Origin of the sequence: Aeromicrobium sp. NPDC092404 (assembly GCF_040684095.1) — a bacterium.
Taxonomy (GTDB): Bacteria; Actinomycetota; Actinomycetes; order Propionibacteriales; family Nocardioidaceae; genus Aeromicrobium.
In genome coordinates this window covers 1,849,984-1,863,090 of record NZ_JBFBFI010000001.1, presented here as the reverse complement: position 1 = coordinate 1,863,090, position 13,107 = coordinate 1,849,984, and the positions used below count along the sequence as shown (strand labels likewise).

At 70.1% G+C, this 13,107-nt stretch carries 14 protein-coding genes; 8 read left to right on the top strand and 6 right to left on the bottom strand.

The annotated features are described in order from the left end of the window. Positions 1 to 31: 31 nt before the first annotated feature. Together AB0N22_RS09375 and AB0N22_RS09370 are read right to left on the bottom strand one after the other, a co-directional pair. Positions 32 to 964 carry a DUF559 domain-containing protein gene (locus tag AB0N22_RS09375; protein ID WP_364638599.1) on the bottom strand — a complete coding sequence of 311 codons (933 nt, stop codon included), beginning with the start codon at positions 962 to 964 and terminating at the stop codon, positions 32 to 34. Positions 965 to 1,122: 158 nt separating this feature from the next. Further along, positions 1,123 to 1,797, bottom strand: a complete 675-nt coding sequence (locus tag AB0N22_RS09370) for a M23 family metallopeptidase (protein WP_364638597.1) — start codon at positions 1,795 to 1,797, stop codon at positions 1,123 to 1,125. Between the two features lie 285 nt (positions 1,798 to 2,082). Here AB0N22_RS09370 and AB0N22_RS09365 point away from each other — a divergent pair, with 285 nt between their 5' ends. Next, positions 2,083 to 2,367 carry a hypothetical protein gene (locus tag AB0N22_RS09365; RefSeq protein WP_364638594.1) on the top strand — a complete coding sequence of 95 codons (285 nt, stop codon included), beginning with the start codon at positions 2,083 to 2,085 and terminating at the stop codon, positions 2,365 to 2,367. Here the strand turns inward: AB0N22_RS09365 and AB0N22_RS09360 are convergent. Then, a complete protein-coding gene (locus tag AB0N22_RS09360) occupies positions 2,324 to 3,214 on the bottom strand; it encodes an alpha/beta fold hydrolase (RefSeq protein WP_364638591.1) in 891 nt (296 codons plus the stop codon). The two genes, AB0N22_RS09365 and AB0N22_RS09360, sit on opposite strands and share 44 nt — an antisense overlap. A 145-nt stretch (positions 3,215 to 3,359) precedes the next feature. On the opposite strand from AB0N22_RS09360, the gene sucC reads away from it, so the two are divergent. Next, entirely contained in the window at positions 3,360 to 4,526 is a 1,167-nt protein-coding gene (sucC, locus tag AB0N22_RS09355) for an ADP-forming succinate--CoA ligase subunit beta (protein WP_364638588.1), read from the top strand. Position 4,527: 1 nt separating this feature from the next. Then, entirely contained in the window at positions 4,528 to 5,424 is an 897-nt protein-coding gene (sucD, locus tag AB0N22_RS09350; protein WP_364638585.1) for a succinate--CoA ligase subunit alpha, read from the top strand. A gap of 55 nt (positions 5,425 to 5,479) precedes the next feature. Here the strand turns inward: sucD and AB0N22_RS09345 are convergent, their stop codons facing one another. Next, positions 5,480 to 7,297, bottom strand: a complete 1,818-nt coding sequence (locus AB0N22_RS09345) for a hypothetical protein (RefSeq protein WP_364638583.1) — start codon at positions 7,295 to 7,297, stop codon at positions 5,480 to 5,482. 68 nt (positions 7,298 to 7,365) lie between these two features. Between AB0N22_RS09345 and AB0N22_RS09340 the strand changes: the two genes are divergently transcribed. From AB0N22_RS09340 to purH, 3 genes are read left to right on the top strand one after another with little or no spacing between them, the layout of a single operon-like run. Then, the gene (locus AB0N22_RS09340) at positions 7,366 to 8,580 is read left to right on the top strand and encodes a DUF6350 family protein (RefSeq protein ID WP_364638580.1); all 1,215 of its coding nucleotides are present in this window, start codon (positions 7,366 to 7,368) and stop codon (positions 8,578 to 8,580) included. After that, complete coding sequence (purN, locus tag AB0N22_RS09335; RefSeq protein ID WP_364638577.1) at positions 8,483 to 9,121, top strand: phosphoribosylglycinamide formyltransferase; 639 nt, start codon at positions 8,483 to 8,485, stop codon at positions 9,119 to 9,121. Before AB0N22_RS09340 ends, purN begins: the two co-directional genes overlap by 98 nt. Next, a complete protein-coding gene (gene purH, locus AB0N22_RS09330) occupies positions 9,114 to 10,670 on the top strand; it encodes a bifunctional phosphoribosylaminoimidazolecarboxamide formyltransferase/IMP cyclohydrolase (RefSeq protein ID WP_364638574.1) in 1,557 nt (518 codons plus the stop codon). The genes purN and purH overlap by 8 nt, the downstream gene beginning before the upstream one ends. Before the next feature lie 8 nt (positions 10,671 to 10,678). Here purH and AB0N22_RS09325 read toward each other — a convergent pair whose 3' ends face one another. Both AB0N22_RS09325 and AB0N22_RS09320 read right to left on the bottom strand, forming a co-directional pair. Beyond that, entirely contained in the window at positions 10,679 to 11,212 is a 534-nt protein-coding gene (locus AB0N22_RS09325; RefSeq protein WP_364638571.1) for a YbaK/EbsC family protein, read from the bottom strand. Positions 11,213 to 11,214: 2 nt separating this feature from the next. Continuing rightward, positions 11,215 to 11,862, bottom strand: coding sequence for a TetR family transcriptional regulator (locus AB0N22_RS09320; RefSeq protein ID WP_364638568.1), 648 nt, complete (start codon positions 11,860 to 11,862; stop codon positions 11,215 to 11,217). 65 nt (positions 11,863 to 11,927) lie between these two features. Between AB0N22_RS09320 and AB0N22_RS09315 the strand changes: the two genes are divergently transcribed. Both AB0N22_RS09315 and AB0N22_RS09310 read left to right on the top strand, forming a co-directional pair. Continuing rightward, positions 11,928 to 12,779 carry a bifunctional methylenetetrahydrofolate dehydrogenase/methenyltetrahydrofolate cyclohydrolase gene (locus tag AB0N22_RS09315; protein ID WP_364638565.1) on the top strand — a complete coding sequence of 284 codons (852 nt, stop codon included), beginning with the start codon at positions 11,928 to 11,930 and terminating at the stop codon, positions 12,777 to 12,779. Continuing rightward, entirely contained in the window at positions 12,779 to 13,051 is a 273-nt protein-coding gene (locus tag AB0N22_RS09310) for a DUF3017 domain-containing protein (protein WP_364639275.1), read from the top strand. Before AB0N22_RS09315 ends, AB0N22_RS09310 begins: the two co-directional genes overlap by 1 nt. The last annotated feature ends 56 nt before the right edge of the window (positions 13,052 to 13,107 follow it).

The following is a 13,107-nucleotide window of genomic DNA, read 5'->3' as shown; positions in this document are numbered from 1 at the left end:
GTCACGTTTGTGAGGGAGGTGACGAGTTTCGTCACGATGTGTGGAACCAGCGGCGCCAGGAGTCGCTCATGACGGGACCCGGGCCCACGTAGCCCGCGAGGGTCAGCGCCGCATGCACACGCTGCACGATCATGGACGGCGCCCTCATGTCCTCGATCGTCACCACGATGACCCGCCAGCCGTTCGCCTCGAGGCGTTCTCGTCGGAGGTGGTCCTTCTGGCGCTGCCGCGCATCGCGCTCGTGATGCCATCCGTCGTACTCCACCACGACCCGCCACTGCCTGAACACCAGGTCGCCGCGGGCCAGGAACCCACCGAAGACATCGGTGATGGTGCCGTTGATCTCGGGCTCGGGGAGGCGGGCGAACCTTAGCATCAGGCGGAGATCGGTCTCCATCACCGAGTCGACGCGTTCCCGCACGTGGGAGGCGACCCGGCGAGCGCGCCGGACGCCGTTCAGGTGGGAGCTCATCGCGTACGCCATCAAGGTGTCCGGCGTCGTCAGCCGGAGTCGCACCAGCCAGTCGCCGGCGCGGACGAGGTCGACGTGACCGAGACGCGTCGCGCAGTCCACGAAGGTGCGGTCGGGTCCGAGCACGCGAAGGCCTTGGTCGAGCCGAGGGCGCAGGGGCCCTTGCCGGCGGTGCAGCACGACGCCTTCCAGTCGCGTCTGGGTGACGGAGTTGGTCGAGAAGTGCAGCGGCAGCTCCGGTCCCATCGTCACCCCGAACCAGCGCAGGGCGGTCACGTGACTCAGGCAGGCGTCGGTGGGCAGGACGAGGAGCGCGGCGCGGACGAGCAGGGAGAACGTGACGGTCTGGTCGACGGTGCAGTACGCGCCTCGGAAGAGCCTGCGGAACCGGCCGCCCGCGAGCGCGTCTTTGGAGACTCCCGCCTCCCGGGCCTGAGAGGTCGTGAAGGGGCCGTCGCGCAGGTGCGACGGGACGTCGATGGGCCGTGGCATGCCGACATCGTCGGCCAGGTTCCTGCGGTCACGGACGACGAGGACGCGTCGCTGGGGACAACCCGGGCCGCAACGTCGGCTGTGGATCCCGGATCGTGACGAATCTCGTCACCGACGAGCCAAGCGTGACGACTTCCGTCACAAAACTTGGGGGAGGGTCAGGGGTTGACGCCGTGCTGGCGCAGGACCGGCTCGGGGTCGACCGCGGAGCCGCCACCGGGGTGGATCTCGAGGTGCAGGTGCGGTCCGGTCACGTTGCCGGTGGAGCCGGTGTAGCCGATGACCTCGTTGGGCTGGACGGCCTGGCCGACCTTGACCGAGATGCGGCTCTGGTGGCAGTACCAGATGTCGGTGCCGTCCTGGAGCTGGATGACCGTGCGGTTGCCGTAGGCACCCTCGTAGCCGGCCGACTTCACGACACCGGCGGCGACCGAGACGATGGTCGAGCCCGAGGGGCCGGCGAAGTCGACGCCGGTGTGGACCGTGGACCACAGGCCGCTGCGCTGACCGAAGCGTGCCGTGATGCGGTAGCCGGTGACCGGGACGACCCACTGGTTCTTCTTCAGCAGCGCCGACTGGGCCGAGACCTTCTTCTTGAGGTCTTCCTGGGCGATCAGGGCCTGCTGAGCCTGCAGCTTGATCTGCTTGGTCGTCAGCTCGCGGTCGAAGCTGCGGCTGATGTCGACCTTGCCGTTAGCGGCCGCGTCGTCAGGACCGGTGTAGCTCTGCGAGATGGTCTGGTACTTGTCGGTGGCGAGCGAGTCGCCGTCCGACCGGTTGCCGAGGACCATGGAACCAAAAGCAGCCAGGACCAGGATGAATGCACCGGCCATGGCTGGGGTAGGTCTGAAGCTGCGCTTCCGGGTCTTGCGTCGCTGTGCGGTCCGCTTGCCGGTCGTTCGCTGAGGGGTCTCCTGGCGTACGTCCAGTCGGCGTTTAGGCGCAGACGAAGTCACGCAAAAAACCTCCGGAGAAGTGACGACAGGACTCGGGAAGCCTAGCCGACCCGGCGGGTGGTGTGAAACCGAATTGGCGCCGAGAACAACTAATTGCTCCTATTTCGCCTCAGATGTGGATGAAAATGTGACGACCTTCACGCTTGTGGGACGATCGCTGACATGCTAAGACAGCGTGTCGTTCTCGGGTCCACGAGGGACGCCGAGCCGGCCAAGAACGCTGCCCGGCGACTGCGCGACGAGGGTCAGGAAGTCGTCTACGTCGGCGGGGACCAGACGCCCGAGCAGCTCGTACGGACGACCGTCGCGGAGGACGCGACGGTGCTGGTCGTCGACGGCGACGCCGCCGCGTTGGCCCGCATCGCCGAGCTGTGCGCGCAGCTGGGCGCCGACGACGTCGTCGTCACGCCTCTCGCCGCAGGTCCTGACGAGCCTCGATCTCGGTGACGAACGCGCGCACGGTGTCGGCGACCACCTGAGGCTGCGACTGCACGATCCAGTGTCCCGCCACGACGTCGACCCGGCGCACGTCGGGCGCGAACTCCTCGATGTCGGCGTAGACCGCCGGTGAGAGGAACGAGTCCTTGGTCGGCACGACGAGCTGCACCGGGACAGCCGTCGTGCCACGCCGGAAGCTCAGCCCGTTGGCGCGGTAGAGGTTGACGCCGTTGCGGAAGTCCGCCTCGAACGTGTCGCCCCAGTGCTGGCCGTCGACCTTCTGGCTGCGCGCCAGGGTGGCACGGAGCCGGCGTCCGAAGCGGCGGGCGACGAGCTCGGGCAGGCCGGGGGCCTGGAACGCGACGACGTACCAGGACTGGACGGCCTGTCGGCCGACCGTGGCGAGCCGTCCGCGCGCCAGTCCCGTGCGGAAGAAGTTGCCGAACAGGTCGAGGCCGGGCCCGCTGATCGAGGTGTAGGACGCGATGCGACCGGTGATCCGGGCGTCGGAGGCTTCGCGCATCACGGCGCCCCACCCCTGGATGGAGCCCCAGTCGTGGCCGACGAGGTGCACCGGTCCGCCGTCGGGACGTACGTGGTCGATGACGGCCGCGAGGTCGCCGACCAGCTTGCTCATCCGGTAGCCCGAGCGTGAGGAGGGAGCCGAGGAGTCGCCTGCGCCACGGACGTCGTACGTCACGACGCGATGGTCCGCGGCGAGCAGCGGGACGACCCGGTCCCAGACCCGCTGGGAGTCGGGGAAGCCGTGGACCAGGACCACGACGGGGCCGTCGTCAGCGCCCTCGATGCGGACACTGAGGCGGACGTCGGACGACGTGATGGTCTCGATGGTCATGACATGGTTCTCCCGGGGCACTGTGTGTGACGAAGCCAACGCGCGTGAACGCACGGTTACGGGCTAGAGTCGCAAAGGCTCAATTGGTGTCGGCCACCGGCCGGCTGCTGAGCGTATCGGACGTCAACAGAGGACGGACTCCACCGTGGACTTGATGGAATACCAGGCGAAGGAGCTCTTCGCCAAGCACGATGTACCGGTCACCCTGGGCATCGTCGCCAACACACCGGACGAGGCGAGGGCCGCAGCTGAGCAGCTGGGCGTCGTCGTCGTCAAGGCGCAGGTCAAGGCCGGCGGTCGCGGCAAGGCCGGCGGCGTCAAGCTCGCCAAGACCCCGGACGAGGCCTTCGAGCACGCGTCGAACATCCTGGGGATGGAGATCAAGGGCCTGACGGTCAACCGGGTGCTCATCGCGCCGGCCGCCAGCATCCAGGAGGAGTACTACTTCTCCTTCCTGCTCGATCGCGCCAACCGCAGCTATCTCTGCATCGCGAGCGTCGAGGGTGGTGTCGAGATCGAAGAGGTCGCCAAGACCAACCCTGACGCCGTCCGGCAGATCGCGATCGACGCCGGCACGGGCGTCGACGAGGCCAAGGCCCGCGAGATCGTGGCCGACGCGAAGTTCCCCGCGGAGCTGACCGACCAGGCCGTGCAGATGATCCAGGCGCTGTGGAAGGTGTTCGTCGAGGAGGACGCGACGCTCGTCGAGGTCAACCCGCTCGCCCGCCTCGAGGGCGACATCCTCGAGGCGCTCGACGGCAAGGTGTCGCTGGACGACAACGCCGACTTCCGCCACGAGGACCACGCCGCGTTCGAGGACAAGGCCGCGGCGGACCCGCTCGAGGCGAAGGCCAAGGAGAAGGGCCTCAACTACGTCAAGCTCGACGGCGAGGTCGGCATCATCGGCAACGGCGCCGGGCTCGTCATGAGCACGCTCGACGTCGTCGCGTACGCCGGTGAGAAGCACGGGAACGTCAAGCCGGCGAACTTCCTCGACATCGGCGGCGGCGCCTCGGCGCAGGTCATGGCCGACGGCCTCGACGTGATCCTCAACGACGAGCAGGTCAAGAGCGTGTTCGTCAACGTCTTCGGTGGCATCACGTCGTGCGACGCCGTCGCCAACGGCATCGTCGGCGCGCTGGACATCCTCGGCGACGAGGCCACCAAGCAGATCGTCGTACGCCTCGACGGCAACAACGTCGAAGAGGGTCGCCGAATCCTCGACGAGAAGAACCATCCACTCGTGACGCTCGTCGACACGATGGACGGCGCGGCTGACCGCGCTGCCGAGCTCGCGAACGCAGGAGCCTGACATGTCGATCTTCCTCAACAAGGACTCCAAGGTCATCGTCCAGGGCATCACCGGCGGTGAGGGCACGAAGCACACCGCGCTGATGCTGAAGGCCGGCACGAACGTCGTCGGTGGCGTCAACGCCCGCAAGGCCGGCACCACGGTCGAGCACACGGACGCCGAAGGCAACGCCGTCGAGCTGCCGGTGTTCGGCACGGTCGCCGAGGCCATCGAGAAGACGGGCGCCGACGTGTCGGTCGCCTTCGTCCCGCCGGCGTTCACCAAGGACGCCGTCATCGAGGCCATCGACGCCGAGATCGGCCTGCTGGTGATCATCACCGAGGGTGTCCCGGTGCAGGACAGTGCCGAGTTCTGGGCCTATGCCCAGGGCAAGAAGACGCGCATCATCGGCCCCAACTGCCCCGGCATCATCACGCCGGGCGAGGCGCTCGCCGGCATCACGCCGGCGACGATCTCCGGCTCGGGCCCGATCGGTCTCGTGTCGAAGTCGGGCACGCTGACCTACCAGATGATGTTCGAGCTGCGCGACCACGGTTTCACCACCGCGATCGGCATCGGCGGCGACCCGATCATCGGGACGACGCACATCGACGCGCTCGAGGCGTTCGAGGCCGACCCCGACACCAAGGCGATCGTCATGATCGGCGAGATCGGCGGCGACGCGGAGGAGAAGGCTGCGGCCTACATCCAGGCGCACGTCACCAAGCCCGTCGTCGGCTACGTCGCCGGGTTCACCGCTCCTGAGGGCAAGACGATGGGCCACGCCGGCGCCATCGTCGCCGACGGTGCGGGCACCGCGCAGGGCAAGAAGGAGGCCCTCGAGGCCGCCGGCGTCAAGGTCGGCAAGACGCCGTCCGAGACCGCCGAGCTGATGCGCGAGATCCTGAAGAACCTGTAGCACCGCACGAGTCGAAGCCCCCTTCCGTCATCGACGGGAGGGGGCTTCCTCGTGCCTAGCGCGCGTACTTGAGGCGGGTGGCGGCGCGGAGGGCCATCGCCTCGAACGCCTTCTGCGAGATGTCGTAGCGACCGGCGGGGGTGAACGTCACCTGGGCGACGTAGGCGCCGCGGCGGACCAGGCCCATCCGGTAGTGCGCCCGATCGCCCTTGGTGATCTCGACGCTGACGCGCCAGACGTCGCCGGAGTACTGCGAGTTCTTGAACGACTCGTGCTGGTCGATCTCGGCCGACAGGTTCTTGTCGGAGCAGGCGTCGAGCCGCTTGCTGACCTTCTTGACGTATGCCTTGGCCTTGCCCGCCGACGAGAAGCGGCCCACGGTCTCCGCGACGCCGAACTGCCGGGGCAGCGTCGTGGCCTGGTAGAGCACGTAGATGCGCGAGCCCGCCTGCTTCACGTCCTTGCCGGTGAAGCTCGCGTTGTCGCACTGCGTCGCGGCGGGGTTGGGCTTCGTCGGGACGGGTGCGCCGGCCCAGACCTTGTCGACGTTGCGGATCGGCGGCAGGTCGACGATGCCGAGGAATGAGGGTGCCTCGGACGTGGACGGGGGATCGGTGCGCTTGACCGTGATGCGGTCGGTGCACGCGCCGTTGCTGTCCTTGCAGACCTTCGCGACGGAGTCGTTGAGCGTTCGGGCGAAGACCTGGATCGGCGGACCGGCGGCGCCGTCGGCCTCGTGCACCAGCGTGCTGGTGACCGTGCCGGAGTGGCTGAAGCCGACGGTGAAGGTCCGCTCGGGTGACCGGTGCGACCGCAGGCGCAGGATCTGGAAGTCGCCGAAGTTGCGCTGCACGGTGTAGGCCGCAACGAGCTGCACGCGGGGATGCTCGCAGTCGGAGTACCACTGCACCAACCGCTCGTACGACTTCGAGGCGGTGGTGGCGCTGCGCGACACCTCGATGGCCTGGGCGACGCGCTCGTTGCCGGTGCCGATGCCGGTGCCGCTGAACGTCCGGACGAAGACCTTGAGCGGGTTCTTGTCGGCGTAGCGCTTGGTGGGACAGGTCGCGTAGGGGGTCGTGTTGTCGACGTTCTCGTCGGTGCCGTCGACCTTCCATGTGCTCTCGGGATCGAGGGCGCTGACCTGGTTGGAGGACAGCAGGTTGCCCTTGTCGATCTTCTCGGAGTCGAGGAGCACGTCGGGGCGCTCGGCGCCGATCTTCTGGCGCTGGGGGAGAGCGCTGCTGGTGGCCAGGGCGTCACCCTCGGTGGCGACGAACCCGCCGCCGAGGATCGCGACGACGGCCGCCGCGACGAGCAGCACGGTGTTGCGCTGGCGACCGCGCTTGGCGGCCGTGCGGATCGTTGCCGCGGGCGGCACCTCGAGCGACTCGGTCGCTGCTGCGAGCGCGTGCATCCGTCGCTCGATCGTGTCGATGCCCTGCCGGAGTGCCGCCTCGAGGCTGGCCAGGGCGGTCGTGACGTTCTCGATGCCCTCCTCGGCCGGGACGCCGACCTCGCGGGAGGCCTCCTCGAGGTCGGTGTTGCCGAGCGTCATCAGGACGATCAGGCGGCGGTCGTCGACGCCGAGCTCGGCGAGCGCCTCGAGGAGCTGGGTGTCGCTGTCCTCCTCGTGCCTGCGTCGCAGCGGGTGGGTGGAGCGGCTGAGCGCCGTGAGCTTCCACGCCTCGTTGCGGACCCAGCCGAGAGGGTGGTGGTTGCGGATCTTGGTCCAGTCGCGCCAGGCCCGGCGATAGGCGTCGACGGTGGCCTCGAACGCGACCTGACGGTCGCCACAGACGGCGTACGTGACCTGCACCGCGTCGGAGAACGTCGATGCGTAGAAGCTGTTGAACTCGTCGACGCGAGTCATCCTCAGCCTCCTCCTGACGTTCGGCGTGCCTGGGTGCGACGACGCAACTTTACAGGGAGGATGAACTGGTGCCCGCGCCCGTCGAGACCTCCTACCTGCGGCCGGCCTTCCTCACTGCGTTCCTTGCGGCAATCCTGTCCTTGGCCCTCTCCGGGGCGTTCGTGCTCGTCGCGCAGGGATCAGCCGATCCGCCGCTGGCCTCGTTCGTCCGGGCCACGGTCCGTACGTGGCTCGTGTCCCTCGGGTCGGGCATCGATGCCGGGGCGGTGACGTTCGGCCTCGTGCCGGTCGGAGCCACGCTCGTGTGCGTGGCCCTGGTGGCCCGTACGGCCGCATGGGTCGTGGCGGACCCGGTCGACGAGGTGGCCGCGTTCGTCGCGGCGACGGCCGGGGCGTACGGCGTCATCGCCGGCATCGCGTCCGCCGCCTCGGCCTCCGGCGGGGTGCAGACCTCGGTCGTCCGCGCTGCGTTCGGGGCGTTCGTCGTGGGTGGCATCGGGGCAGCGTGGGGTCTCGCCCGGCGACACGGTCAGGGTGATCGGCTCTGGTTCACGGCCTCCGACGACATCCGCCGGGCGACCCGCGCCGCGGTCCCCGGCGTGCTGACGGTGCTGGGCGCCGCGGGCGTCGTGGTGATCGTCCAGCTGCTGCGTCACCTGGCACGAGCCGGCGACATCTGGGCGCAGCTCGATCCCGGCACCGGTGGCGGTCTCGCCCTCGCCGTCGCCTGCCTGCTCGCGGTGCCCACGCTCGTGCTGTGGGCCGCCTCGGCCCTGATCGGGCCGGGATTCATGCTGGGCACCGACACCTCGGTCGACCTCACCGGATCGCAGCTGGGCAACGTCCCGGGGTTCCCGCTCCTGGCCGCGCTGCCGCCCCCGGGGGAGTTCCCGGGCTGGGTGTTCGTGCTGGCGCTGGTGCCGCTGCTGGCCGGCATGGCCTCGGGCTGGCGCGTCCAGCTCGGCGCCCGCGAAGGCTTGCTGGCGCGAGTGGCGCTCGGCGCCGCCTCGGGTGGCATCGCGGGATTCCTCCTGGGGATCCTGGTCGGCCTCTCCGGCGGGGCGGTCGGCCCCGGGCGGATGGCCGACGCCGGACCCCCGGCGCTCCTGCCCCTGCTGATCGCGGTGCCCGTCATGGCGGTGGGCGGCGCGCTCGGCGCGGTGCTCAAGCACTATCGTGGAGATCGTGCCCCGCAGCCCTCGGACGCCAGCGCGCCTGGTCGTCCTCGTCTCTGGCGGCGGCACCAATCTCCAGGCGCTGATCGACGCGTCGACGAGTCCTGACTACGGCGCCGAGGTCGTGGCTGTCGGCGCCGACCGCGACGGCATCGAGGGCCTGGCCCGCGCCGAGCGGCACGGCATCCCCACGTTCGTGCTGCCCACCTCGGCGTACGCCGATCGGCCCGCCTGGGACGCCGCGCTCGCCGAGGCCGTGGCGGCGTACGAGCCCGACCTCGTGGTGCTCGCAGGTTTCATGAAGCTCACCGGTCCGGCGTTCCTCGCCCGGTTCGGCGGCCGCACCCTCAACACCCACCCTGCGCTGTCGCCGGCCTTCCCCGGCATGCACGGTCCGCGTGACGCCTTGGCGTACGGCGTCAAGGTCACCGGCGCCACGCTGTTCGTCGTCGACGAGGGCGTCGACACCGGGCCCATCGTGGCCCAGGTCGCCGTGCCCGTGCTCGACGGCGACGACGAGGCGACGCTCCACGAACGCATCAAGACCAGCGAGCGCGCGATGCTCGTCGACTGGGTCGGCAGGCTCTCGCGCGAAGACTTCCACCTCGATGACCGGGCCGTCGTGCTCGGAGGAGACTCACATGGCTGACATCCGTCCACTCAAGCGCGCCCTCGTCTCGGTCTACGACAAGACCGGGCTCGAGGAGCTCGCCCGCGACCTGCACGCCGCCGGCGTCTCGATCGTGTCGACCGGCTCGACCGCGAAGACCATCGAGTCCGCGGGCGTCCCGGTGACACCGGTCGAGGAGCTCACAGGCTTCCCGGAGTGCCTCGACGGCCGGGTCAAGACGCTGCACCCGCGCGTCCACGCCGGCATCCTGGCCGACCTGCGGCTCGACGACCACGTGCAGCAGCTCACCGAGCTCGAGATCGAGCCGTTCGACCTGGTCATCGTGAACCTCTACCCCTTCAGCGAGACCGTCGCCTCGGGTGCGACGCCCGACGAGTGCGTCGAGCAGATCGACATCGGCGGGCCCTCGATGGTCCGTGCTGCGGCCAAGAACCATCCCAGTGTCGCGGTCGTCGTGAGCCCCACGGCGTACGAAAGCGTCCGAGCGGCGCTCACTGCGGGCGGGTTCACGTTCGACCAGCGCAAGCAGCTCGCCGCGCAGGCGTTCGCCCACACCGCGGCGTACGACGTCGCGGTGGCGTCGTGGTTCGCCAGCTCCTACGCGGCTCCGGCGGACGCGGTGTTCCCGGACTTCCTCGGTGGCACCTGGGACCGCTCGGCGGTGCTTCGCTACGGCGAGAACCCGCACCAGCCCGCCGCGCTCTACACCTCCGGTCGCGGAGGCCTGGCCAACGCCGAGCAGCTGCACGGCAAGGAGATGTCCTACAACAACTACGTCGACACCGACGCGGCCCGCCGCGCCGCCGGCGACTTCGCCGAGCCCGCCGTGGCCATCATCAAGCACGCCAACCCGTGCGGCATCGCCGTGGGCGGCGACGTCGCCGAGGCGCACGCCCGGGCGCACGCGTGCGATCCCGTCTCGGCCTTCGGCGGCGTCATCGCGGCGAACCGGCCCGTGTCGGTCGCGATGGCCGAGCAGGTCGCCGAGGTCTTCACCGAGGTCATCGTCGCCCCTGACTACGAGCCGGGTGCCCTCGAGGTGCTGCAGGGCAAGAAGAACATCCGCATCCTCAAGGTCGACGCGGACGCCGGTCACTCACCGGTGGAGCTGCGGCCGGTCAGCGGTGGTGTGCTGCTGCAGCAGGTCGACCGGGTCGACGCGGAGGGCGACGACCCGTCGGCCTGGACGCTCGTCGCCGGCGAACCGGCCGACGAGCGAACGCTCGCCGATCTCGCCTTCGCCTGGACTGCGGTGCGCGCCGTGAAATCCAACGCGATCCTGCTGGCCAAGGACGGCGCGTCCGTCGGCGTCGGCATGGGACAGGTCAACCGGGTCGACTCGTGCAAGCTCGCCGTCGAGCGTGCGGGTGCCGAGCGGGCGACCGGTTCGGTCGCCGCGTCCGACGCCTTCTTCCCGTTCCCCGACGGTCCGGAGATCCTCATCGCCGCAGGCGTCCGGGCGATCGTGCAGCCCGGCGGGTCGATCCGCGACGACGCCGTCATCGAGGCCGCTCAGGCCGCCGGCGTCACGATGTACGTCACGGGGACGCGGCACTTCTTCCACTGACCGCGGGGTCAGTGCAGCCCGAGGCCGTCGAGCACCTGCGCGCCCGGCAGCTGGGCGAGCGCTGACCCGGGGAGCGCCAGCTTGGACCGCCGCAGGCCGCTGCCGAGCAGCACCCAGGGCTGCTCGGTGACGGCCCGGTCGACGAGGATCGGCCAGCCGTCGGGGAGGCCGACCGGCGTGATGCCGCCGTGCTCCATGCCGGTCTCGCCGACGGCCCAGTCCTGCGGTGCGAACGAGCACTTGCGGCTGTCGAGGGTGCGACGGACGAGACCGTTCACGTCGGCCCGGGTGCTGGACAGCACCACGCAGGCTGCCGGCCGGTGCTCGCCCCCGCGCTTGCCCAGCACGACGACGCAGTTGGCCGACATCTCCGGCTCGAGATCGAAGCGCTCGGTCAGCGCGGCGGTGTCGGCGAGATCGGGGTCGATCGCCACGGTGTGCGCGTCGGCCGCGACGGACGGCATGGTCGCGAGGGCGGCGGCGACCGCAGGAGCGAGCAGGTCGTCCTGCGCCGGCTCGAGCCGCAGACCTGCGAGTCGCACCGTCACTGCTGTGCCCGGCGGAGGCCGGCGAGCGTACGGTCGACGCTCTCCGGACCCATCGTGTGGGCGGCGACCAGGCCGCGGATCGCCGAGACCAGCAGCTCGGCCTCGGCCTGCTCGGTGTACGCATCCGACTGACGGCGCATGGCGGTGCCGACGATGAGAGCCGCGATCGAGGCGGCCAGAGCTGCCGGCTCCTGCACCCCGATACGCTCGAGCACGGTGCGGGCCAGGGCCTCGAACGCGTGCATCGACCGGGTGGCGTTGTCGCGGAGGCCGGGGTTGCGGGCGGCGGCGAGGAAGATCGCCAGCTCCAGGCCGGCCACCTCCGGTCCGCGCGCGGCGAAGACCCGCGTGATGAACGCCGAGACGTCGTCGATGCTGGCGCCGGCTCCTCCGTCGATCGCGGCGAGCGACTCGATGTCGCGCGACCACTGGTCGATGTGCGTGCCGAGGGCCTCGCGGATCAGCTCGTCGATCGACTCGAAGTAGTAGGTCGTGGTGGCCGGTGGCAGCCCGGCCCGCGCGGCGACCGCGCGATGCGTGATGGCCCGCGAGCCGCCCTCGGCGAACAGCTCGATGGCAGCAGCCAGGAGCTCGTCGCGGCGCAGCCGACTACGCTCCTGCGTGAGCTGGGCACGGGTGGTCATGCTCGAAGTCTAGGTGCCGGTGACCGGTGGGTCCCGGATCGGCGCGGGCGTGCGAGACTCGTGCCGTGAGCGCGCAGATTCTCGACGGCAAGGCGGTTGCGGCCGCGATGAAGGACGAGCTCCGGGTCCGTGTGGACGCGCTCCGTGAGCGTGGCGTCACGGCCGGTCTCGGCACGATCCTCGTCGGCACCGATCCCGGCAGCCAGTGGTACGTCGCGGGCAAGCACCGCGACTGCGCACAGGTCGGGATCGAGTCGTTGCGCATCGACCTGCCCGAGACGGCGACGCAGGCCGAGGTCGAGGCCGCTGTCGACCAGCTCAACGCCGACCCGACCTGCACGGGCTACATCGTGCAGCTGCCCCTGCCCAAGGATCTGGACGAGAACGCCGTCATCGGCCGCATCGACCCGGCCAAGGACGCCGACGGCCTGCACCCCACCAACCTCGGCTGGCTCGTGCTGGGCAAGGAGGCGCCGCTGCCGTGCACGCCCCGCGGCATCATCGAGCTCCTGCGCCGCCACGACGTCCCCATCGCCGGGCAGCACGTCGTCGTGGTGGGCCGCGGCATCACGGTCGGCCGTCCGATGGGCCTGCTGCTGACCCGCCGCAGCGAGAACGCCACCGTGACCCTGTGCCACACCGGCACCCGTGACCTGGCCTCAGAGGTACGTCGCGCGGACATCGTCATCGCCGGAGCCGGCGTCCCGGGCATCATCACGGCCGACATGGTCAAGCCCGGCGCGGCGCTGCTGGACGTGGGGGTGAGCCGCGACGAGAACGGCATCGTCGGCGACGTCGACCCCAAGGCGTACGAGGTGGCCGGCTGGATCTCGCCCAACCCCGGCGGGGTCGGTCCGATGACGCGCGCGATGCTGCTGGCCAACGTCGTGGAGACCGCGGAGCGGCTCAACCCGTGATGGGCCCGCGGAGCCGCGGCTCACAGCTCTACCTGCTGCACCTGCTCGCGGTGCTGGCCGGGCTCGTGCTCGTCGCCGTCGGGTCGTGGCGCATCGGCGTGATCGTGATCGGCGCGGCCTTCGTCGTCGGTGCGCTGGGTCGCCTGGTCGTGCCGATCGACCACACGGGCATGCTCCGGGTGCGCGGCAAGGCCTTCGACGTCTTCTGGATGTCGACCCTGGGGGTCGCCCTCGTCGTCCTCGCCGCCGTCATCCCCGGCCAGCCCGGCTGACCACGCCGAGAATCGGACGAATCCCGCTCATTCTCGTGGTGAGAGTGGGCGGGATT

Excerpts from the sequence above, each read along its gene's own strand:
- AB0N22_RS09360 (WP_364638591.1), bottom strand. The coding sequence starts at position 3,214 with ATGACCATCGAGACCATCACGTCGTCCGACGTCCGCCTCAGTGTCCGC.
- AB0N22_RS09320 (WP_364638568.1), bottom strand. The coding sequence starts at position 11,862 with ATGACCACCCGTGCCCAGCTCACGCAGGAGCGTAGTCGGCTGCGCCGC.
- AB0N22_RS09375 (WP_364638599.1), bottom strand. The coding sequence starts at position 964 with ATGCCACGGCCCATCGACGTCCCGTCGCACCTGCGCGACGGCCCCTTC.
- AB0N22_RS09365 (WP_364638594.1), top strand. The coding sequence starts at position 2,083 with ATGCTAAGACAGCGTGTCGTTCTCGGGTCCACGAGGGACGCCGAGCCG.
- AB0N22_RS09345 (WP_364638583.1), bottom strand. The coding sequence starts at position 7,297 with ATGACTCGCGTCGACGAGTTCAACAGCTTCTACGCATCGACGTTCTCC.
- AB0N22_RS09310 (WP_364639275.1), top strand. The coding sequence starts at position 12,779 with ATGGGCCCGCGGAGCCGCGGCTCACAGCTCTACCTGCTGCACCTGCTC.
- AB0N22_RS09370 (WP_364638597.1), bottom strand. The coding sequence starts at position 1,797 with ATGGCCGGTGCATTCATCCTGGTCCTGGCTGCTTTTGGTTCCATGGTC.
- purH (WP_364638574.1), top strand. The coding sequence starts at position 9,114 with ATGGCTGACATCCGTCCACTCAAGCGCGCCCTCGTCTCGGTCTACGAC.
- sucD (WP_364638585.1), top strand. The coding sequence starts at position 4,528 with ATGTCGATCTTCCTCAACAAGGACTCCAAGGTCATCGTCCAGGGCATC.